The 20,665-nt window shown below is 50.4% G+C and carries 19 protein-coding genes; 11 read left to right on the forward strand and 8 right to left on the reverse strand.

Features of this window, described 5'->3' with window-relative positions; translation table 11 throughout:
- The first annotated feature begins 161 nt into the window (after positions 1-161).
- The gene (locus NDA01_RS26850; RefSeq protein ID WP_348230413.1) at positions 162-923 is read left to right on the forward strand and encodes a hypothetical protein; all 762 of its coding nucleotides are present in this window, start codon (positions 162-164) and stop codon (positions 921-923) included.
- Between the two features lie 65 nt (positions 924-988).
- Here the strand turns inward: NDA01_RS26850 and NDA01_RS26855 are convergent, their stop codons facing one another.
- The 8 genes from NDA01_RS26855 to NDA01_RS26890 form a co-directional block, all read right to left on the reverse strand.
- Positions 989-1,993, reverse strand: coding sequence for a kinetochore Spc7 family protein (locus NDA01_RS26855; protein ID WP_348230414.1), 1,005 nt, complete (start codon positions 1,991-1,993; stop codon positions 989-991).
- 275 nt (positions 1,994-2,268) lie between these two features.
- On the reverse strand, positions 2,269-10,215 hold the full coding sequence (locus NDA01_RS26860; protein WP_348230415.1) for a tape measure protein: 7,947 nt from the start codon (positions 10,213-10,215) through the stop codon (positions 2,269-2,271).
- Positions 10,216-10,322: 107 nt separating this feature from the next.
- Positions 10,323-10,829 (reverse strand): hypothetical protein, encoded by a 507-nt coding sequence (locus NDA01_RS26865; protein WP_348230416.1) that lies wholly within the window; start codon positions 10,827-10,829, stop codon positions 10,323-10,325.
- A 128-nt stretch (positions 10,830-10,957) separates the two neighbouring features.
- Positions 10,958-11,554, reverse strand: a complete 597-nt coding sequence (locus tag NDA01_RS26870; protein WP_348230417.1) for a hypothetical protein — start codon at positions 11,552-11,554, stop codon at positions 10,958-10,960.
- A 114-nt stretch (positions 11,555-11,668) separates the two neighbouring features.
- Positions 11,669-12,367: a hypothetical protein gene (locus tag NDA01_RS26875; protein ID WP_348230418.1), complete on the reverse strand. Its 699-nt coding sequence runs from the start codon at positions 12,365-12,367 to the stop codon at positions 11,669-11,671.
- Positions 12,368-12,417: 50 nt separating this feature from the next.
- Positions 12,418-13,638: a GIY-YIG nuclease family protein gene (locus NDA01_RS26880; RefSeq protein WP_348230419.1), complete on the reverse strand. Its 1,221-nt coding sequence runs from the start codon at positions 13,636-13,638 to the stop codon at positions 12,418-12,420.
- A gap of 238 nt (positions 13,639-13,876) precedes the next feature.
- The gene (locus NDA01_RS26885; protein ID WP_348230420.1) at positions 13,877-14,245 is read right to left on the reverse strand and encodes a hypothetical protein; all 369 of its coding nucleotides are present in this window, start codon (positions 14,243-14,245) and stop codon (positions 13,877-13,879) included.
- Between the two features lie 84 nt (positions 14,246-14,329).
- Entirely contained in the window at positions 14,330-14,713 is a 384-nt protein-coding gene (locus NDA01_RS26890) for a hypothetical protein (RefSeq protein ID WP_348230421.1), read from the reverse strand.
- Positions 14,714-14,917: 204 nt separating this feature from the next.
- Here NDA01_RS26890 and NDA01_RS26895 point away from each other — a divergent pair, with 204 nt between their 5' ends.
- The 10 genes from NDA01_RS26895 to NDA01_RS26940 all read left to right on the forward strand — a co-directional run bounded on the left by NDA01_RS26895 (position 14,918) and on the right by NDA01_RS26940 (position 20,643).
- Positions 14,918-15,136: a helix-turn-helix transcriptional regulator gene (locus tag NDA01_RS26895; protein ID WP_348230422.1), complete on the forward strand. Its 219-nt coding sequence runs from the start codon at positions 14,918-14,920 to the stop codon at positions 15,134-15,136.
- Between the two features lie 110 nt (positions 15,137-15,246).
- A complete protein-coding gene (locus NDA01_RS26900; RefSeq protein ID WP_348230423.1) occupies positions 15,247-16,038 on the forward strand; it encodes a hypothetical protein in 792 nt (263 codons plus the stop codon).
- A gap of 3 nt (positions 16,039-16,041) precedes the next feature.
- Entirely contained in the window at positions 16,042-16,350 is a 309-nt protein-coding gene (locus tag NDA01_RS26905; RefSeq protein WP_348230424.1) for a hypothetical protein, read from the forward strand.
- Positions 16,343-16,681, forward strand: coding sequence for a hypothetical protein (locus NDA01_RS26910; protein WP_348230425.1), 339 nt, complete (start codon positions 16,343-16,345; stop codon positions 16,679-16,681). Before NDA01_RS26905 ends, NDA01_RS26910 begins: the two co-directional genes overlap by 8 nt.
- Positions 16,678-16,992, forward strand: coding sequence for a hypothetical protein (locus NDA01_RS26915; RefSeq protein ID WP_348230426.1), 315 nt, complete (start codon positions 16,678-16,680; stop codon positions 16,990-16,992). Before NDA01_RS26910 ends, NDA01_RS26915 begins: the two co-directional genes overlap by 4 nt.
- The gene (locus tag NDA01_RS26920; protein ID WP_348230427.1) at positions 16,992-17,297 is read left to right on the forward strand and encodes a hypothetical protein; all 306 of its coding nucleotides are present in this window, start codon (positions 16,992-16,994) and stop codon (positions 17,295-17,297) included. Before NDA01_RS26915 ends, NDA01_RS26920 begins: the two co-directional genes overlap by 1 nt.
- Positions 17,285-18,076 carry a hypothetical protein gene (locus NDA01_RS26925; RefSeq protein ID WP_348230428.1) on the forward strand — a complete coding sequence of 264 codons (792 nt, stop codon included), beginning with the start codon at positions 17,285-17,287 and terminating at the stop codon, positions 18,074-18,076. Before NDA01_RS26920 ends, NDA01_RS26925 begins: the two co-directional genes overlap by 13 nt.
- A complete protein-coding gene (locus tag NDA01_RS26930) occupies positions 18,073-19,122 on the forward strand; it encodes a mitochondrial import receptor subunit TOM20 (protein WP_348230429.1) in 1,050 nt (349 codons plus the stop codon). The genes NDA01_RS26925 and NDA01_RS26930 overlap by 4 nt, the downstream gene beginning before the upstream one ends.
- Before the next feature lie 53 nt (positions 19,123-19,175).
- Positions 19,176-19,697 (forward strand): hypothetical protein, encoded by a 522-nt coding sequence (locus tag NDA01_RS26935; protein WP_348230430.1) that lies wholly within the window; start codon positions 19,176-19,178, stop codon positions 19,695-19,697.
- Between the two features lie 310 nt (positions 19,698-20,007).
- On the forward strand, positions 20,008-20,643 hold the full coding sequence (locus NDA01_RS26940) for a hypothetical protein (protein WP_348230431.1): 636 nt from the start codon (positions 20,008-20,010) through the stop codon (positions 20,641-20,643).
- Positions 20,644-20,665 lie beyond the last annotated feature (22 nt).

Raw genomic sequence — 20,665 nt, forward strand, 5'->3', positions numbered from 1 at the left:
TGTCGAGAAACCGCACGAACTCCACCGATATTTCATTGAGCGTCAGAATTAGGCCCATACCACCAAGCCGTCTGGACTTGGTAGCGTTCCCTCGACTCAGAGGCTAGGATTTGTACTGCTTACATTTAAAACACTCTGTAGTTTTTGAGAGTCAAAACCATATGAGCGGCCAAGTTAATGCTGTTATGCCTGCTATTTTGGGAATGACTATGGCAGCAATATGGATTGCGTACAAGCTAGGTATTCTTGAGCAAATCAATAAAATTGACAGAAGGGGGATTGTTTTACCATCACTCTTCTTCCTTGTATCTCCGTTCTTATTTCAAACTATTTTTGATACTCAGGAATTAGATGCGATCAAGCCATTATTACCCCTACTGACATTTATGTGGGGTGCGGAAAATGAGCGCAGAAAGACTATAAAAAAAGAAGATTTGCTAATTGAATCTCTAAAAGTAGAACTTGAGAACAATTTTGATATCTTGGCCAGCAACTCAAGAGATGCAATGGTATTCCTGGAATACATTTATGCAGGAAAACTAGATACGGCAAGAAACATAATTACAACGCCTCTAGATCTTATTCAAGATCAGTGCCTGAATTTGATTCAGGCTAATCCTCCTGTAAGGCTTTTAGAAGAAGGTGCTTTGAGGAATATTGTAAGTTTTATGAAAATTGCGAATCAAGTTAATAGAGAGATTAACGAAAAAAGCTCTAGCACGCCAGATGAGGCATTGGAAGCCTACTGCCATAGAATTTTGTCAGCAAACACAAATCTGTTTCAATGCCTGAAATCACTATTTATTCAACTTAAAATTAAGTCAGATGAAGAAGCAGAACTGATATTTTCTCAGCAGCTTTCAAAGATTGACACTTATTTTTATACATTAGTCGATAGGGCTAAACGCGACCGCCTCTCTTGAAAACGATCGCCCAAGGGTTTGAATAATGATCAGACCCCACAACTTTTCCCCAATTGGGGAAACCATTAAGCCAATCCCGCACCCACTGCACCCTGATAGGCGATATCGCTTAGGATGCTGCCAGCATCACTCACAGGCTGAGGGCTAGAGACGTACAGGTTTTCAACCCGTGGCTTGAGTAGAAGCTGAGCAATCTTATCTAGTCGTTGCTCCACACCCGAAACCGCAGTCCGTAGGTTTTCACCAACGCCACCCTTGCTGCTCAGCTCAGGTGCTGAGGTGGTTGGGATATTGACTGGTTGAGTGGTTGGGATTTGTGGGCTAGTGCGGCCAATCGAAGGATCGATACCCTCAGAAGCTCGAATGGTTGGGAGCGTCGGAAGGCTGCGACCACTGCGTGAACCACTGCGAGGGGCGAATGTTTTGCGACCACTGCGAGGTCTCTTGCCGATCGCCTCTGCCAAGGTCAAACCGCGATCGCTCTCTCTGGACTCCTCATCCGTATTGAAGTTAATCCGCTCTGCCTGTTGCTTAGCACCTTGAGCCTGTAGAGCATTGCCCGCAAGTTCATCCTGCAAGCCAAGACTGCTCTGGGCATTGGCGAAACGGCGATCGCTCAGGTTTACTTCCCGGTCAGCCAACTTCACCTTCGCCTCGGCCTCAGCAATCTTGGTGCTGTCGCCAGACTTCTTAGCAATTTCTAGGTTGCTCTGGGCCTCCGCCTTGTTACCCTGTGCCCGTAACTGAGCAATTTCAGCTTCAAATAAAACGTTTTGGGCTGCAATCTTCTGGCGCTGCAAGTCAATTTCCAGTGACCGACGCTGGAATTCCTGTTCAGCCAGCAGAGCCTGCAACTTCTTGGAAGCAATCGAATCTTCTAGTTGCTGCTTGCGCTGGAGGATGTCGAGTTCGCTGCCTTTCGGGTTGAAACCCTCAGACCTGAGTTGTCGTTCTGCTTCCTTGCGAACTGTGGGGTCTAACTTCTTGTCATTGAGCTTCTGACGCAGACCTAAAGAGCGATCGAAACCTTTGAGCTGAGAATTATCCTGAGCCACCCCAACTTCAGCCAATGCTTTGTTGAGCCCGTTCCGACTTTCCAGTAACTTCGATTGAGCATCGAGGGAGCTAAGGAGTAGGTCATTGGCATCTTTCTCAGACTGGACGCTGGCGATCGCCTCTTCAGATGCCCGTTTCTGAGCCGCAGCCCGCTCCTCAATCGCTCGGATTTCCTGCTCTCTAGCGTTTAAGAACAGCTCTTTCTCGGTGTCGATCTGCTGGCGTTGTAGGTCCGCAATCTGCTGAGCTAATCCCCGCTTCTTATCCGCCGCTGCTTGGTCCTTCTGGCCTAGCGATCGGTCAGAGTCTTCTTGGCAGCATCAATTTCCGCAATGCTGGAATTGACCGTGATGGGCTTGTTATTAAGGCTGATTTCTCCTAGCGCTGCTTTTGCTTCAGGCTTTTCAAGTTCAGCCTTTCGGGTATCAAATGCTGTCTGCTCTCTCTCGACAACGGCGGCGGCTCTAGTCTGCTCTTCCTTGGCTTGCTCTACGGCTGCGTTGCGACCAGCGTTGATATCGGTCGAAAAACCTGCATTCTTCTTCTGAGCAATAGCCAGTGATCGCACCCGGAAGGTTCTCTCAGCAGTCCTCTCTGATTCCTCAAGTGTGGTTTGCACCTTTAGGAACGCCGAGGCTAGCGCACGAGCAGGGTCAACTGCGACCTTGGTCTTGCTCTCCAATCGATCGAGGTTTTTGAGCGCTTTCTCGGTCAGAGCAACAGTATTTTCATACGGCTGCTTGAGCTGTTTTGCTAGCTCAGGATCTAGCCCCTTGGCATCGATTGCTGCAATTTGGGCCTTAGCGCCGCTTAAGTTGCTGTTTAATCCGTTTCTTAGTCCGTTGAGTTCCGAGCCTGCGGATTCCCGCTCTTTTAAGAGTTTCGCCTTCTCGTCATCTAGGCGCTTGAGTTCATTTTTGTCGGGCTTGAGTGCTCCAGCGGCTCGTTTTCGGTCAACTTGATTTTGCTTGAGTTGAGTATCAATATTTTGGATATTGCTGAGCTGACCCGCGATCGATCCGCTATCGAGTCCTCGCCCGATTAGCCCTTGAGCTGCTAGGACAGATTCATTGGCTTCGACCTGATCTCGATTGAACTTGCTCTCGCCAACTGTGGTAAATGGGCTGATTCTGCCGCCTGTGGCATTTTCCACGAAGCCCTTGAGCTGTTGCGCCCCCGGAACCTTCTCTCGGAATGCAGTCACGAGACTGTCGGTCTTGATCGCCCCTAGCCCAGTCAAGCCGCCAAGCCCCAAGGTTAGGTCAAAGCCTTCTGTTGGAGCTTTGATTTTGTCGGTTTCCTGCCTGATTTCTCCAGCCGCTATGCGAACTCGCTTCAGGTTCTCGACTGCCTGATCACCAAAGTCCTTAAATTGGTTTCCTAGGTCGCTGGGAGTGAAGTTGGAGAAGACAGTTCTTAATGTCTCAGCCAGAGCAGCAGCGATCGCAATTTGAGCCGCAAAAGCACCAAAGGCTTGAATTGATGTCAATCCAAATGCCTTCATGCCTGCGGCTGCGACCTTGGATGCAAAGGCGGTTTTTATCAGTGCCAGAGCTGCTGGAGCAAGGCTAACTAGGAGGCGAGTGCCGACAATAGTGGCAACCAGCCCTACGGCTTGAGCCAGTTCAGTACCGCGCTCAGCCAAGAACTTCATTGCCACTCCCCCGGCCCTGAGTCCTGCTACCTGCGCGGGCTGGACAGCCTTGCCAAATGACTCCGAGAGCTTTAGGACTGAGTTCTCAAAGTCAAAGATTGCACTCTGAGCATTCTTGCTAGCGCTAACCGCCGCGCCGCCAAACTCAGACTGCAACTGCTTAGCAAACTTGGGTAGAAACTCCTCAGAGGTAACTTGCCCTGTTTCTAGTAACTTGTTCAGCTCTCCTTCGGTAACTCCCATCGCGCGGGCTGCAATGCCAAAAGCGCCTGGGATTCTTTCACCCAACTGCCCGCGCAATTCTTCGGCCTGCACCTTGCCCTTAGAGGCAATCTGGCTGAGTGCCAGCAACGATCCGCTTGACTCTTCAGTGCTGAGCCCCAGCACAGTGGCAGCTTGTGAAATGCCAACAAATAAATCCCTGGTGGCCTGTCCTTCAACCGAGGTATTGCGGGTAGCTGCGGAGAGCTGCTTAAATCCCTGCTGAGCCGCCCCTAGTGGAACCTTGAGATCGTCTACAGTTTGGCGAACGAAATCTAAATTTGCTGCTCCCGCAGTAGAGCCGCCGCTGGCAAAGTTGAGAGCAGTCTTGAGGCTGTCAAGCTTAAGAGCTGCATCCAGCGCTCCCTGAGCAAAGTTGGATAGAATTCCCTGCGCAAAGCTGAGCCCCTGGAATGCGAGGAACCCTTTAACCAAGTTGCCGACATTACCCAACAGCCCCTTGAAGGAGTTGTTGAGAAACTCTGGCCCCTCCGCCAGCTTGGCAAAGATACCCTGAGCAAATCCCGGTAGCTTAGAGAGGTCAACGCCAAATTGCCCAACCCCCTGCTGAAGTGCCTTGCCATACTCGCCCAGTTCCTTCCCAGCAGTTGCTTTAAGCCGATCGCCCGCAGTTGCAGGCTTAGAATTCAGAGGGTCTTGCTTTGTCCCCTGCTCAAACGTTCTGTTGATGCGATTTTCAATCCGTTCTGCATCGGCATCAAAGCGGGCCGCTTTCCCCAAAGACTCAGGAGGCAAGGACTCATTAAGATCTCTCTCCGCTTCAATTTCCAGCGCTGCAAACTTCTGTTGCTGCTCAGGGTTTAGCGCGATCGCCTTCTGCTTGCGAATGCGTCTATCTGTCAGTTCGGAGGATTCTACTTCACGAGCTTGAGGCTCAGGAATGCTGGCAGGCGCACTGTTTCCTAGTGCCACCTCAACCTCAAGTAAGTCCAGGCGATCGCCTACACGCTGATCAATCTCGCGATCGAGTTCCTGAAGCTTGGCCTGAATCTCGGATGTATTTAGGTTAGGACTCTCCCCTGAGAGCTTGAGTAGCTTAGCTAGTCGCTGTTTCTGCTTCTCAATTACAAGACCAAGATCTGCAACCGCTGCCAGTTCTGGTCCCTCGTCTGATGCCGATTCACCTTGACTGGCAAAGCGCTCTCTAGCCTCAACAATCTTAGGAACCGCAAGGCTGGCGGCGATCGCCCCTTGGGGAACCATGCTTAGTAGTTGCGCCCCTGGCACTGCCCCGCCTAACGCCTGAAGTCCTGCCCCTCCCAGCTTGGAGGCAATATTGCCAACTACAAACCCCGCAATGTCACCAGTCAGTTCCCCGCCTAGCGCTTTCTGGATTTCGGGAGATTGCAACTCTTTCTTGAGCTGCCGAGTTAGCAGGATTAGCTTCTGAAACTTCCCAGCTTCTTTAAACTCGTCGGTGTCTTTGACGTTGTTGAAAGCAGCGCTGCCAGCCTTGCCGACCGTGATGGCCTGACGAGTTGCTAGCGCTCCAATTAGGTCGCCGCCAGCCTCTCCAACAGGGCCAAACTTCGAACCAATTTTGCCGCCAACAAAACCGCCAGTATTAACTGCCAGGTCAGTGAGGAAAGCTTCATCTTTCAGCTTGGCTAGCAGATTCTGCTTTTGCTCTTCAATCAGTTTCTGGAAATCGCCAAAAGCCGCTAAGCCGTCATCCTCAGGGGGGCTACTGGTTGCAGGAACATCGATCGCCCCTGCGGTATCATCCAGTTTGCCAACCTTCTGAACTCGCCCAACCTCATTGCGAACTCGCGAGATCTGAGCTTTTTTGTTAGCCAGCTTGCTGCCTAAATCCGTACCAAAGGCAGCAGCATCTCCTAGGGAACTAGTGAGGCCAGCAATGTCCTGCTGTGCTTTGTCGGCCAAATCAAGAACTGTTTTGGCTAAGCCTTGAGCCTTCCGCCCCAGATCCTGAGCCGCACTGAAATCCCCCTTCTTGAGGGCTTTCTTCTGGGCAGTTAGAGCGTCCTTCAGCTCCTTGTATGTGCCGCCGAAGCTGGAGGCAATATTTTTGGCTTGCTCTAGCGCCTCATCTGGATTAATTTGCCGAACAACGTTGAAGACTTGCTGGCCTGTGTTCGCAACTACTTGCGCTGTCTGCTTGGCCTTGTCTGCGATCGCGCTTCCAGCATCCGCCGCCGCCTTAAAAGTCTTACCTGCCTGCGTTCCTAGTTGCCGTGCTACCTCGCCAGCAGTTTTTGTCTTGGCGATCGGCGCGGCTTGAACCTGCACCAACTCACCTTTGGCTTCTGCTTTCAGTTCTGGCAAGGGAATTGCAAGTGGCTGAGGCTGTGCTTGCGGAATTGCAACGGGTTGAGGTTCTGCGGTGGCTTTGGGTGCCTCCTGTGGAATAGGCTCACCGGGTCCGTCACCCACCTTGGCATCAAGCTGCTGTCCCACAATGCTGGGCTGCTGTCCAATGAGGTCTAGGGCCGCTTGAGTTTTGGCTTGAATCTGCTCTTGCAGTGCTGCAATCTCTTCAGCAGGCAGAATGTCAATCCGAGCCGCTTTGTCAAATAGTGGTTCTAGCTCGGCTTTGGCTTTCTCGATGTTGGCGATCGCATCTCGAATCTCCTGAGAGGCATCTATCCCCAAGCCCCCAGCAAGCTCGGCGATCTCCTCAAGGCTGCCATTGACCTCAACCTGTACCTCTTCTAGGCCGCGACGAAGCTTGCCCGCTCCAAGGCCTAGCTGATTCTTGAAAGTTGATGCGGCCTGTTGTCCAGCCGTAGGTTTAATTTGGGCAGGCTGAGCGATGCCTGCTTGTGTCGCCTTGCCTGCAACTTTCTCCTTCAGTCGCTGAATATCCCCTGCAACTGGGACCAGTGTGCCGACAGACTTCTCAAAGGCTTCTTGTAAATCGAGAATCTCCTCAGTCGGCAGAATCTCTAGGCTCTGGCTCTGCTGAATCAGTGGCGCGAGTTGATTGCGAAGCGTAGCAATCTTCTGAATAATTGCTTGCTGATCAGCGCTGACATCAACCCCTGCCTTAGCTGCCTCCGCTGCAACTTTATTTAGATCCCCTAGTAGTTGAGCTAGACCACCTCGCAGTTTGTCGCCACCAACTCCACCAGTTTGCTGAAATTGAGCGATCGCCTTCTGTTTAATCAAATCCTGGGCGATCGGTTTTCCAATGCGGCCCTCTGCCAGATATGCCTGGGTTTCTAGCTCCCGTCGCCTGCCAACAACTTGTGGATCTTCAGCAACACCTTTATTGGTCGAACCCTCGATCCTAGATCCAAAGGTTTTAATCTCTTCAGGGGTGGGGTCTAAGAGTCCTTGAACAGGGTTGGCATCCCCATCAAATGGGTTGGTTTTACCAAAGTTGAACTGAGTGCCATGAGTGGCCTCATGGACGATCGCAGCTAAGGCGGTTTCAGTTGGGGCAATTGACTCCTTGGTGAGTGGAGCCGAAAGTACGTCAAAGAGTTCTGGCTTCAGGGAGATCGCGTTTACCCCTGCGTTGTACTGTGCCTTGCCTCGAATTTCAGCAGAAGATCTGAGCTGTGGAATCTGATCGGCGGATAAGCTTTTTCCTGTGAGTTCTTGAGCGGTTCGCTGAAGCGCTTGGGTGTAAAGGTCGTTGGTAGGGGTAGCTGCGGGCGCTGGGGTTGGTGTTGCGGCTTTGGGCGCTTGAGTGGTTTTTGGTGTTGCTGGAGCAGGCGCCCCTGAGGGTCTCGGAGAAGGTGCTGATTGAACCGACTGAGTGGCTCCATTGACCTCCTCACCCAAGAATGCCAGCTCATTTCTGACCAGTGCCTGCTTCTCGATCGCCGCCTTCTTGCGGGCCAATAACTGCCTAGTGAGTGCGTCATCACCGCTCTGTAGCGCGGCTTGAGCATCTCTGGCAGCATCTTTTTCAATTCGAATGAGTTCTACTAGGGTCTGCCTGAGTACGTCTGCCTGGCTCTTTTTCGCTAGAGGGTCACTCTTTTGAGCAGCCAGCGATCGCAGTTGCTGTTCTTCCTGCTCAATTTCTTTGGTTAGATTCCTGTAGAGTCCTTGGCGCTGAATTTGCCCAACCTGAAGCTTCTGGATGGCTCGATCTGCTTGCTGTTGCACAGGCCTAGCTTCGAGTCGCCCCCCCTTTACTTGCTCTGGGGTCGAATCTGGCGCGGCTAATGGCGCTCCTCCTGTACGCGCCTGCACCAAGTCTTCGGCTTTGAGCTTTTGGACTTCGCGTATTTTCTCGCCATCACTCTTAGAAGTTGCAGCAATCTTGGCTCGTTTGCCCTGAAGATCCTCAACTCTCGCCCTTTTCTGGGCAATCTCAGAATCTATGGTTTCGGGTGCCTGAATGGTGCCCAAAACCTTTGCAGACTCCAGAATCTGCCCTTTCTTGGCAAAGGCTCGCTGATTGACTGATACCTGTTCTTTGAGTCGTTCTAGCTGCTCAAATTCATCCTGAAACGACTTTGCAGCAATCTCTTGCAGGGAATTTAGCTTGTCAGATAAATCAGTTAATTTATTGGCATAGCGTTCAACAGAACTTGCAACAGTAGAAGCATTCTGTTGGGTTTCAGCAAAGCGCTGTTTCTTAATCGCTAAATCTGCCTCAGCTTTACTAAGCTCGGGTGAGTTGTCTCCCACCTGTTGAAGCTTGGCAACCTTTTGCTCAGCCGCCGCGATCGCTTGTCCCTGCTTGCTGAGGCTTTTTTGCAGGGCTTCAAGTCGCTTGCTCTCAGCAGATGAGCGCTTTGCCGCATTCTTGATCTGTGTCTGAATTGGCTTCGGCTGATCCGCTAGCTCACTGAGTTTTTCTTGGAAGTTGGAAACATTGGAAGTGGCGGCCAGCTCTTGTCTTTTGGTTTGAGCGAAGCCAGCTTTTTGTGTTCTTAAATCTGCTTTTGCTGCCTGAAACTCAGGAGATTTATTGTCAACTCTGCCAAGTTCAGCTACTTTTTGCTCAGCCGCCGCGATCGCTTGCCGCTGTTCAGCTAATCGGGTCTGTAACTGAGCTAACTTCCGGTTTTCGGTCTCTAGTAGCTTCTGGGTTAGTGCACTTTGTTCATCTAGCTGACCCTGGTCGATTTTTTTGATTCGATTGGAGTCAAGATTTCTAACGCCCCTGTCAACCTTGCGACCCAGAGCGCCTTCCAGTTCCTCAATCTGGGCAGGCTGTTCAACAAACAGCTTTTTACGCTCTTTGCTAATCGCAACTACGTCATTCTCTCGACGTTCTTCAGCAAAGAAGCGAGTTGCTTCAACCCTGTTTTGATTGCGCTCCTTCTTGCTGCGAGACTGACTAGCACCCGACTCAGTTAGAATTTTTTCCTGGCCAATCAGATCCCCTAGGATTTTTTGGATTAGAACCCCGTCTTCTCCTAAGGCATTTAGAATCTCTTTGGTTAGTGCGCTGCCTGCCTCACGGCCTAGCAACTTAAAGCTGCCAATTAGAGGAGATAACTCGTCCTCAATTCCTGCAAATAACCCCTTCCCTAGGTCTTTGCTGATTTGCTCACCAACACCCAGGCCAACACCTGTAAAGACGTTGGAAATTGTGGCCCCAACTATCTTGAATGGAGCTGAGGCGATCGCCCCAATTCCCTCAAATAAACCGCCAAAGATGCCCTTAGAATTACTCTTCTTGATAGCCTTAGCGATCGCTTTGGCAAATACGTCTGCCGTCTCAGTGGCAGAATCTTCACCTCCCTCTACATTGGATTTAAGGCGGATTGTCTTACCTTGCAGCCGATTGATCTGGGCATCAACTTCACTCGTGTCAGCTGTAAACCTGACTGAAGCGGCTTGATTCTGAAGGTTGGCAATTTGTTCTTTAAGTGCCTGAAACTGAGACGATGCTGCATCTAACTCAGAGGTATCGATCGCGGGCTTAATCGGATTGCGGAAGTCTCGACGGACTTGAGCAAAGTGGCGCTGTTTGAGGTCAAGATGTTGGTTGAGCTTGGTTAAAGCCGAATCATCAACCGTGGGTTTTAGGTGGAGTTTGACTTGCCCAAATTGCTGCTCTAGTTGCCCCGTGAGTTGCTTCGCCTGCTCTACAACTCCCGCATCATCCAGGCGCAAGCCAACGACAATTTCTAGCCCGGATTGAGCACCAAATTCCCGTAGCTGCTGTTCAAATTGGCCTTTGTCAAGCCGTAGCCCAACTGGGACTTCACCCTGAAACGATTGAAGCTGTCTGCCAAGGCTGTCTTTATCTAGTTTGGTTGCGATCGCCAGCGAGGGTGACTGGAGCGTTTCCAGTGCCTGAAGGTCGTTATTGAAGTCCTCGCGGTCTAACTCCAGTTTTATTACGAGCGAACCAATTTCTTCAGGCATGACACAGCAGACAGATGGGGTCGGGATAGGATTCCTACCTGCTGCTCAAAGCCAATGAAAAAGCGCCCTTCAAGAGCGCTTCAGTAGATAAAATGCAAGATTCGTATTTAGGATTCCCGGCTCAAGTTGAAATCAGCGTCCAAAATCCAACAGTGTTCGGTCCCAGGTGGAATCACAATCTCAAAAGTGTCTCCGGTGTCTACGTCACTGACAGATACAGCTCCTTCTATGGCTTCAGTTACAGCGATCGCGGCAATCACCTGACAGCCCTCAATCTGAGGGGCAATCAGAATTACTCCCTCTCCGACCCAGGCACGAGGCTTGCCAACTTCACCTCGTTTCCGCCCTGCTTCGAGCTTATCTACTGGTACGAGTGGAACCACCCATCCTGGTAGTAAGCCATCTTTAATCAAGGCAAAGAAGGTATCGCAAGCTATGGCAGGGATAGAGACGCGATCGCTCTCCTCACGAACCTGGAAGTAGTAGAAGTCCTTCGGCTTAGCAGGCTCAGATTTGGGGTCTCTGTTCGCATTAATAAAGCAACTGGTGAGAGTGGCAATGCCCAACTCATGCAGGTGTAATTCTTCGTGTTGTAGTCTAGCCCCATGATGCAAGGCTTGAATAATCAGCCAGGTTGCTTGCTCACCAAACCTTTCAGCTTTGAAGCGATCGTCGTGAGGCCAGAACTTTTGTACTCGCCAAAATATAGCTTCCCAGTCTGGATCTTCATCCTCCTGGTTCGCTATTCCCCCAGTTGCTCATCCGTTAAAGGTTCAGCAGATGCATCGGGAGTCTTCCAGCCGTTCTCTTCCTTGAGGCCAAATTGATTCAGTTCGCTAACTAGCTTGGAGCTGACTGAAGTCGTTGTGTCTTCCAAGGTCCAGTTAGGCTCAATGCGTCGCAGCATGGCGGTCGCCATAATCAAAGGCCGCTCATCAATTAGACGCTCAAGCACATCTTGATAGTCCAAAATTTCGCCTAGAAACTCGCCTAGGGTTTCTGTGTCGCTGGCAATCAATGCGCTGTAGATTTCATGGAGTCCTAGCTCTACCGTTGTCTCTACAAGAGACTGAGCTACTACTACGCCAGATTCTTCATCAGTCTCTTCTGCTACCTGGGGCACTTGCCTGGTAGGGCGTTGGGCTTTGATTGACTTGGCAATCTTGACAGCTTCGCGCTGGAGGTTGGGTAAATTCTTGCTGTGTTCGCGGATAAAGAGGCGATCGCTAGGGCTAAGGTCATTAATCCGGGGTAGCTCTAGAGTGCCGATCTCTTCATTGCCAACGGTCTCTTTGATGGCTTCAGCTTTGGGTGCGATAACGAAGGGGAGCTTACGCATGACTGCAACTCTGTCTTTGAATTAAGGTCGTGCGATCGTTCCCACAAGCTGAAATGGGCGAGGGAACAAATAGAGAGCTAGGCAGCAGTTTGAAGGGGCTTCTGCCTAGTTTTTCTATGCGTAGCGGATCTCAGTTGGGCTTCCTTGTCCCTTAAATTCGGTGGTGAAACTCACTATGGAATCGCTCTTGAAATCTTTCGATAGATCTCCAACGATGCAGGCTCCTCTCAGGCCATCACCCGTGGTGTAGCCAGATGGAGGTGGGTCGTATTGCCAGATATAAACTTCGCGTCCGCTGGTTCCGTGAATGGCAGCGTAGTAAATCCGACGATAGGAATCGTCATCAGACAATAAATTCGCGTTCCACGGGATGCTCCAGTTTGCTTTGGTTACAACCCCATCCTCGAACCCTTCTGGGTCCTCAAATACGAGTGATTCAGTGGTGGTGTTGCCAATCTTCGCGCCTGTGCTAGTACCGCCAGCCAGACGCAGCTTAGCGACATAGTTTGCTGTGCAAGTACAAGTGAGAGAGCCAGAAGTAGTTTCAACTTTAAGAACGGTATCTGCCGCTTTGGCATCATCCGACAGATAAACCTTGAGCTTGCCGCCGCCTGCATTGCTGAACTCTAGGGGAGTACCAGCCGCGATCGGACCTGACAGAGCTGCAACAGCAATTGTGGTAGATGCAGCAGTGATACCGCCTGTACCAGTCGTAACCGTTACGTTAACTGGCTCGGTGCGATCGCCTAAAGGCAGCAAAGCAACAAATACTTTGATTTTGTCGCCAGCGCCCGTCTGAAATTTCTTGGGCATATGTTCTCCAGATCTGGAATGTGATCTGGAGTGGTGTTCCCACAGTAGTTTTAGTGGGTTGGGTACTCTGTATCTAAGGTATTTGCGCTGTCAGCAGGAGGCTCAGCATATCTGAGTTGAAAACCCTTGTAATGCGATCGCTTCCCCTTAGCAACCTTAGTCATGCCAGACGTGTCAAGTTTGTGCTCAGCGCAAAACTGGGGTAAATCATCTACAACAACTTCTGTACCATCTGGCAGTGTTGCGATGTAAGTCTTGAACCTACCTCTTAGAGATAAGCGACACTGGCGAACTTCGTCAGGTTCATTCACTAACCTGCATGTCCAACCTTTATAGATGCGTCTCTCGCCACGAGCGATCGCAGACATGGCGGATGTACCTAATTGGTGTTGCTGACAAAAGGCTGTCAAATTCTCAGTTTTGAACTCTTCTCCGGTGGGAGAGGTAACCAAATATTCCTTAATGGTTTGACTGGCCCTAACTGCTTGTATTTTGGCTTCCTGCTCTTCTCTGGTTTCATGGGCATAGCGGCATCGATATCCTTTGTGACCTATACACCTCCCCTTAGCAGCATTAACCATCTGAGTTTTAGTCAACCCATGTTGGCGACAGAATGCAGCCATATTCCTAACTGCAACTTCAACACCATCTGGGGTAGTCACAATGAAGTCTAGAGAGTTAGCCTCAGCAATCTTTTGCTTTGCAGACTCTTTGCACTTTCTGCCTCTACTCTTGATACTCTGATTTGCCCGACGCTCAGGTGAATGTACTTGAAGTTTGCTAGCAGCTGAGATTTTAGCAATCGCTTCTGGAGTGTGCTTTTTCCCAAGGCGTCCTGCTCTTAATTTGGCCCTAGTTTCCTCGGACACTATGGCACCGACTCGCCGTTTATGCCCAATATGAACTCTACCTATCCGCTTGCAGCTTTCCGGCGATCGCTTGCATCCCAATTGAGAGCCAGCAACAGGACCAGTGTTGTAACTCTTGTTTTCGTAGCCAACCCCCCTAATATCAATCCATCCTTGCTCACGCTGTAAGCACTCAGCAGGGGAGCAAAACTCTAGAATGTGGAATTCAAAGGCATCCTCTCCATACTTCTTGTAGTGGCCCTGTAAGACGCGAGAATGATGAGTTCCTTTTCTTAGATGATGCAGGTGATTCCAAAGTCTGCCGCGAAAGCCTCTTCTACCAGCAGCAGAGCCAACGTAAATGAAGTCATTAACCTTGCAGTGAATGGCATAGACGCCATTGAGGCAATTGTTCGTGTGCATTGAAAACTTACTGCAACCTTGCTTAGATACAGGAAGCGATCGCCCGTTTCATTCAAATTCCGAACTTTTCGGATTATGGAGTTTGGAAGTAGCGATCGCCCGCTCAAAATCCGCAATTTGCGGAGTATTGGAGAGTTGAGGCTAGCGATCGCCCCCTGCTCAAAATCGGAAATTTTCCGATCTTCAAACCAAGAGCAGCGATCGCCGTTGAGCTTTTCCCCAATTGGGGAAATTGAAATTAGATGCCAATAAACTCAGCGCACTCTAAAGCGGCTATCTGTTGCGCGATCGCTGCTCTGGCTTCAATCTTTGCCGCCGAAAATCCATTCCGAGCTTTCTCTAACTCAGACATTGCTGTAGCCTTCTGATGAGTCAACTCGGCTAAGTCATCCAGCAGTTTTTGATAGTCGGCGTTGTTCTCCAAGATTTGAAAACGCTCAGCTTTACGAGCAGCATCATTCCTGAGGTCTTGATTGGTTGCAACCTCGGCATCGGCTCGGTTTTCAAACTTGGCTATCTGTCGTCTCGCTCTGGAGATGTCGAAGTCTAGGTTGTTAACGGTCTGAGCGGCTGTGGCGATCGCGCTGGGGTACTGATTTAATTCCATAACTTTGCTGATTGAATGAAAGAGCATTATTAAGAAGTAGCTGCGATCGCCCCTACCGCATACAGAGGAGCGATCGCTTTTTATTTAGAACGGGCAACCGTCTTCAGGAGTCCAGGTTTCAGAAATCTTCCAGCACGAGTCGAAGTGGTTACGGATGATCCAGGTGATGAAGGCAAAGCGATCGTTGTTGGTTACGAGGTCAACTAAGCGCTCATTGCCTTGACAGTCTTCGAGCTGGATGATTAAGCGGATGGGCTGCTTGGTGATGGGGCGATCCTGATCCATCACTGAGAGGTATGTGTAACCGTCGGTGATGGTGAGGCTGTCGATCTTGGCAGGGGCGATCGAACGGACTTGCTCTTCTAGATAAGTTTCGAGTTCTAGTTGAGCTTGAATTCGTCCGGAGCCACGTTCTTCTTCAGCAAAAACAGGCGCGATTGACTCGACGCGATCGGGTGCGTATACCATAGTGTTTGAAACCTGTAATGGGTTGAGTAAGAGCCGTTCTCGTTTTCCTGAGCCTGAGAAACCTGGAAGCGAGGCGGCTTTTGCTTTACTCTTAGATGTTAACCCGTTAACGCTCTATCGTCAACTGGTTGACGCAACTTTGTTGCTACATGTTGACAAGCGCTAACTAGATGATAAGTTAGGAGTAGGTTTTGGAGTATGGACATGAGGCAACTTAGGGAACGAGCAAAACTCCGAACCGTTGATGTTGCTTACCACTTAGGCATTGCTGAAAGTACAGTTCGCAACTGGGAACATGGACGCACCATTCCCAAGCTGCGCTTGGATCAGTTCGGCGATTTGCTACGGCTTTATGGCTGTCAATTTGAAGAACTGGAGCAGGCCATGAAAGAGTCAATGGCAGGAGGTGAAACTAGCCCGTAAAGCCGAAATCTTAAAAACTAAAAAACGAGAAGAGCGATCGCCTCCCCGTCCAAAGTTTGGCGACCGCCCTCCGTACTCCACCCAACTGTTAACCATCTAGGTGAAGCCTTATGGAATTCTCTCACGAGCTAGCATTAGCTCTCGTTCGTTCTGCCGATCCGTTTCCGATCGATTTCGATGATGCTTGGCAGTGGGTAGGCTACTCCTCCAAGCAAAAGGCCAAAAACAAGCTGCTCAATCACTTTGAAGAGGGCATCGACTTTTTAACCAAACGGTTGAAAAACTCACAGGGTGGGCGTCCTAGCGAACTTATTCAGTTAACCATCGACTGCTTTAAGTCCTTCGGCATGATGGCAGGGACCGATAAGGGCAAAGAAATCCGTCGCTACTTTCTAGAGTGTGAACGAACCGCCAAAGCAGCTTTTGCCAATCAGATTGCCACATCAGATCCCACTCCTGAGACTCCCACTCTCCCCTCACCCGATCGCCTCACCATCCTCAAAGAAGCAGTAGAGATCGGCAACCAGCTCGGCGGCTTCGATGACCGTCAAAAGATGCTGCTCAAAGATCAGCTCATGAACCTGCTGATGCAAGAGCGCTTGCTTGCGGCTGACTCAACCTCAACCTTAACCATTGAAGCAGCCGTTACAGCAGAGCCAGAGCAAGCGAAGCGTTTAGAAGTGCCCATCTCAGATCGCTGTCTCGACTTGGGATACAACCCCAACACCAAGCAACTGCTCAGAATTGGTCAGGTTGCTGCTGCTTTTTATCGTGCTCGTCACGGTCGCCCTCCTCAGAAGCGAGAGCAGTTCGTCGGGGGCACCACTCGCATGGTCAATGTCTACACCGCTGACGACCTCAGCATCCTCGACTCCGCCATTCATTCTGTGATGGGGGACTGAGCCATGCAACTCAAACTCACTCGCGTTGGGGGTTGGGTCAACCCCTTCTGTTGTCCGATCTGCGATCAACGTTACCCACTTCAACCGTTTAGCATCATCGCCACTCTCTACAGTGACTCTGGCGTGAGCTGGGGTGAAGTCTGCCCCCGCTGCTACAGCCTTAGCGCTGAGCAGATTCGGCACAAGCTGATTCACAAAGCTCAGCTCGAAACCCGCATTGCTCAGCAAACTGCCCAACTCGCCCAAGAGCCAGTCCACAAGCCCAGCCTCGAACAAGAGTTCCAGCTATACCGGGAGCACAGCCATGAATAACAACGATGCCATCGAATTTCCCTACCGTGGTTGGCTCATCCGCGTCACCTGTGACAAAGGCGGCTGGAGTGCTCAGGCCAAGCACCCCAGAGGCAAGCAGTTTGCCACCATCCAGAGTTCTTATGACTTTGCCGCTGATGCAATTCAGGCGGCTGTGCACTTCGTCACTCGGGCGAACCCCAGCCATGCCATGCAGCAACTGCTGATCGAGCTGCGAGACCACCAGCACTTGAATAACGACGAATACAAGCATCTGTACGTGTCCTTCGAGAAGGGCATGCAGCGCCTACTGCCCATCAAAACCAAGCCCTTGCAGGAGTATGAGCGATGATGAGTGCCACAACCTTGATTCAGCCTAAGTACCTCCACTTCTACGGACTCGTCTACAAAGCGCATTACCTTTGCCCTGTGGTGGCTCAAGGTGGCTTCACCTTTGCAGTGCTCACCTCAGAAGGCGAGTTCATGAGCAATGACATCTGCTACCCCTCGGTTGAGGCCGCAATAGAAGCAGGTAAGCGCTTCATGGACAACTGGCTCTCTAACCTCGTCATCGGCTTGATGTATGACGAACTCTATGACCAAGGCCACATCGACCAGAAAGAATATCGCCGCCTCAGTGACTCAATGGGGGAGGTAGTCTGATGCACCAACTGCACCAAAACCAGAGACCAGCATCTCGCCTGCTCCTACTCCCCTCAGACCTACCCCTGCCAAAGTATCAGTTTGGGCAGCAAGTGCAGTGGGGAGAGCAAGGCCAAGACTACGGCATCATTCGCGGCTTGCAGTACTTCACCCCGCGCATGTCTATGTCCATCTGCCTCACCTTGAAGTGGGTGGGGTGGTGGTATCTGGTCGAAATCGACCCCACCTGCTCGAACCGGAATGACTTAGAAGATGTGCATGAAACAGACCTAGCACTGCGGGAGGCAAAGCCATGCACAACCTAACCCTCCCCTCTGATTGGAGTTTGCCAAAGTTCAGCTTCAATCAAGCCGTCAGGCTCAAGCGCAATGACGAGATCGGCGTGATTGTGGGCTTGCAATATGAGCGCAGTGGCCCTGCTGCGGGCTGGCACTACGAACTAGAGTTCCAGCCTGATAGCCAAACTTGGGAACCAGACTCAATCGAATGTGCCCATGAGTCAGACCTAGAAACCCTTGAAACGGCAAGCTGTGCTTGTGAATTCGTGCCTGCTGCTCTGCCCCTGTCTCGCGATGCCCGGATTCAAGCCGTGCTCTCTGGCATCTGTCACACCCTGCACCAACCCCTTGAACCTGTCGAGTACTGCCAGCGCTGGGTGTTCCATCCTCTGCATCTCCAAAACTACAAACAAGCCTGTGATCAAGCTCTGGCTCAGGCTTGCGGTTTACTTTCGGCTGACGTGCAGCTCTGGGGCAAGGAATGGCGTAAGCGTCCGGGCTACGTGCCTTATTTATTGCGCCTAGCCGATACTGTCAAACGCTCTCAAACTTTAGGAGTCTGTGCTGCCAAGGTCAGGAGCCAGACTCCAGAGCTGAGCCTCCCCATACCTAAGGGCATCCCTTGCCCCCGTTTCCACTTCTGGCAGCAAGTCCGCATCAACGATGAGTGGAACGAACATGGCACCGTGGTTGGCATGGAGTATCAGAACGGCTGGTGGTACGCCATCGAACTCGACCCAGACACCCCGCACAAATTCATTGAACCCGTGCGTCACAGCTTCGAGACGGAGGTGCAACCACGATGAGCACCTCCCCTAATCTCACTTACCTGAAGCTCTGCAAAGAGTACGTCCAAATCACCCAGCGCAACTACTGCGCGGCTAAAATCCTCGCCATCATCGAAGGCTGGCAGGCATGGAAAGCGAAGCACAAGCTTGACGATTGGGTGAGACTGACCCTAGAGCAAATCCGAGAGCACCTGTTTGAGGAGTACAGCATTGAGACGATTCGCCAAGCACTCGCCAAGCTGACGAACAAACTGCAACTCCTCAAGCGACGGAATAACCCAAAAGCCAAGTATGACCGAGCCTATCAGTACCAGCTCAACCGAGAGGCAATCGAGCAGGCATTAGCCCAAAAACAAGCTAAAACCCTTGCTCCGTCTCATTTTACAAATTTAGGAGATGACCTCCTAGATGAAGGGTCATCAACTCCTAATCCAGTAGCTATCAACTCCCAACTCAGTAGTGATCATATAGAAATAGATTCCACTCTAGACACCTCAATAGACACCACAACAACGGAGCCACCCGCCCGCCCTGTTGTTGTGGATGAGGTGGAATCTTCCAAGCCAGTAAGCGCTCCCCTGCCTGTTAAGTCTCAACCCGTTCTAAAAGCATCTGGGTCAGAGGTGGAACAGGTTGCAGAGGACGACTATTCCGCCGCCGCTCACGAAGCAATTTTTGAAAAAGTTGAGCAAGCAGGATTTCCGCTGACCTCGCCTTTGAAGGCTGAAGTTTTAGCGGCTCCGCTTGAAGTAGTGAGCGATGCTCTGGCTGCTGCCGTTGAGTATCGAGCTAGGCATGAGGTGAGGAACCCGATCGGCTTGTTGAGGGATGCGATTAGTCAGTGCTGGAAACTGGGAGCCAGTGAGCACCCCAAAGCAGCTAAAGCAGCAGAACCAGGCTTCAAAGAATGGTTCGACTTAGCTCATAAGCTACGGCTGGTTACTGCCAGTCAATTGGTTGAAGGAGAGCAATACATCCTGACTAATGATGACGAGTGGGAGCCTTGGGGTTTCTTAGCGGCTGCATTCCCGATCGCACGGTTGAGGGGGATGTTAGGTCGATAAAGGTTTCAGAAAGTTAAACTGAACTGGTTATTCTTCCGCTAGGAGAAACTGCTATGTCTAGCTTTGATAACCTTTGGGATGCCTATACCAAGACTGCCGAAGCTCATCAGCAATCTAAGGAAAATTGCTTTGGCTTCATTCCTGATTTTATTAGTAGGCTTCTTCAAGCTTTGGATTGGCCCACAGAACAAGCATTTCTCAGGAAGACAGAAAAAGAGAAATTCGTAGAGTATAAGGATGCTCGAAAATCACTAGAGAAGTTTCTAGCTCCAACAACTCCAGCAACTTGGCAGTTTGAACTTCAATTAGTTCTGTGGAAAAAAGTAGCTCCAACACAGGGGCTGTATCCACTGAAGCTAGTTATTCCTATTTCGGTTTCAAAAGATCAAGACGATTTTGGAGTTACCGTTACAACGAGTGAGCAGGGAGCAAGAGAGTTTAAGATCCGTCAGACTGGAGCTGATCAGTTTCAGGATCTTTATAAATTTCTCTTAAGTGCAATGCTTCAGCGAGTTCAGCATTCAATTCACTGGGAGATGGAAGTAGAGGGTTCAGATGAGCCTTTGATCTTATAAGGCGATCGCAGAGCTAAAGAGCCTTTATGATTAGCGCGATCCCAGCTTGAGTCAACGATCAATCGCCCTACCTTACCAATCACTCAGCCTAAAATCAGAAGTTTTCTGAATCTCAAAGCTTGGCCTAGGTTCTGCGTCACCAGCGCGATCGCCTTTCCATCTTTTCCCCAATTGGGGAACGCACCTAAGTCAGTGAACTCTAGCCGATCGCGCCAATTGCCTGAGCTTTGAGCATCCTCAGTAGTTCTCAGCCTCTCTACTGGATTTGTTAACCTGTGATCTAATCAGACAATGCTTTTGAAATAGCTGTATGAAGTCATTTCGTGAACTGAAGCTGATCGGTAGTGACAGCGAACAAAGAAGACTAATCACTCTGATTGAGCAACGACTCAGTAATGGGTGGACTAGAGAACGAGAGCGAGAAAATCAACTCAATTCTAGGACTGGATATGAGTACATTATTTTTGTGTGCTCAGAAACAGCATCTAGGCGCGCAGCAGGCTTATCTTTTGTGGCTGACGAAAACGGCTACTTAGGAGTGAGCAACATCGTTCCCAGAGATGTTGGAGAACTGAGCAAAGATCAATACAACGCTATTTTGGAAGAGTTTTTGACTCAATTCGTTGAACCTGCTGCACAAGGACTCGACATCGAAATCAGAACCACCTCCAGCGAACGAACCATTGATAATTCTATGAGTCCTGAAATGGCTCAGTTGCTAAAACGCTTCTCTGCTGCTGCTAACAAGTCATCTGGTGGAACACACCCCTTAGATGAAAGAAGGTTTTTGGATTTCATTGTTCAAGCTCACCGGGAGGGGGCCTTGCTAGACGAAGCCCAAATGAGCGGACTACTAATAGAGGATGGGTGGTCTAGCGAACACGCTCAGGAACTATCATCCAAGTACCGTTTCGGCAGGGATTTGCTCAGTCACTATGGCGAGTAATAATATTCTGCGATTTTAGCTA

The sequence above is a fragment of the Trichocoleus desertorum AS-A10 genome (assembly GCF_039962155.1).
GTDB lineage: Bacteria > Cyanobacteriota > Cyanobacteriia > FACHB-46 > FACHB-46 > Trichocoleus.

What these genes read in the sequence shown, in the direction of transcription:
- NDA01_RS26850 (WP_348230413.1), top strand. Translation starts at nt 162, where the DNA reads ATGAGCGGCCAAGTTAATGCTGTTATGCCTGCTATTTTGGGAATGACT.
- NDA01_RS26860 (WP_348230415.1), bottom strand. Translation starts at nt 10,215, where the DNA reads ATGCCTGAAGAAATTGGTTCGCTCGTAATAAAACTGGAGTTAGACCGC.
- NDA01_RS26870 (WP_348230417.1), bottom strand. Translation starts at nt 11,554, where the DNA reads ATGCGTAAGCTCCCCTTCGTTATCGCACCCAAAGCTGAAGCCATCAAA.
- NDA01_RS26875 (WP_348230418.1), bottom strand. Translation starts at nt 12,367, where the DNA reads ATGCCCAAGAAATTTCAGACGGGCGCTGGCGACAAAATCAAAGTATTT.
- NDA01_RS26880 (WP_348230419.1), bottom strand. Translation starts at nt 13,638, where the DNA reads ATGCACACGAACAATTGCCTCAATGGCGTCTATGCCATTCACTGCAAG.
- NDA01_RS26885 (WP_348230420.1), bottom strand. Translation starts at nt 14,245, where the DNA reads ATGGAATTAAATCAGTACCCCAGCGCGATCGCCACAGCCGCTCAGACC.
- NDA01_RS26890 (WP_348230421.1), bottom strand. Translation starts at nt 14,713, where the DNA reads ATGGTATACGCACCCGATCGCGTCGAGTCAATCGCGCCTGTTTTTGCT.
- NDA01_RS26895 (WP_348230422.1), top strand. Translation starts at nt 14,918, where the DNA reads ATGAGGCAACTTAGGGAACGAGCAAAACTCCGAACCGTTGATGTTGCT.
- NDA01_RS26900 (WP_348230423.1), top strand. Translation starts at nt 15,247, where the DNA reads ATGGAATTCTCTCACGAGCTAGCATTAGCTCTCGTTCGTTCTGCCGAT.
- NDA01_RS26905 (WP_348230424.1), top strand. Translation starts at nt 16,042, where the DNA reads ATGCAACTCAAACTCACTCGCGTTGGGGGTTGGGTCAACCCCTTCTGT.
- NDA01_RS26910 (WP_348230425.1), top strand. Translation starts at nt 16,343, where the DNA reads ATGAATAACAACGATGCCATCGAATTTCCCTACCGTGGTTGGCTCATC.
- NDA01_RS26915 (WP_348230426.1), top strand. Translation starts at nt 16,678, where the DNA reads ATGATGAGTGCCACAACCTTGATTCAGCCTAAGTACCTCCACTTCTAC.
- NDA01_RS26920 (WP_348230427.1), top strand. Translation starts at nt 16,992, where the DNA reads ATGCACCAACTGCACCAAAACCAGAGACCAGCATCTCGCCTGCTCCTA.
- NDA01_RS26925 (WP_348230428.1), top strand. Translation starts at nt 17,285, where the DNA reads ATGCACAACCTAACCCTCCCCTCTGATTGGAGTTTGCCAAAGTTCAGC.
- NDA01_RS26930 (WP_348230429.1), top strand. Translation starts at nt 18,073, where the DNA reads ATGAGCACCTCCCCTAATCTCACTTACCTGAAGCTCTGCAAAGAGTAC.
- NDA01_RS26935 (WP_348230430.1), top strand. Translation starts at nt 19,176, where the DNA reads ATGTCTAGCTTTGATAACCTTTGGGATGCCTATACCAAGACTGCCGAA.
- NDA01_RS26940 (WP_348230431.1), top strand. Translation starts at nt 20,008, where the DNA reads ATGAAGTCATTTCGTGAACTGAAGCTGATCGGTAGTGACAGCGAACAA.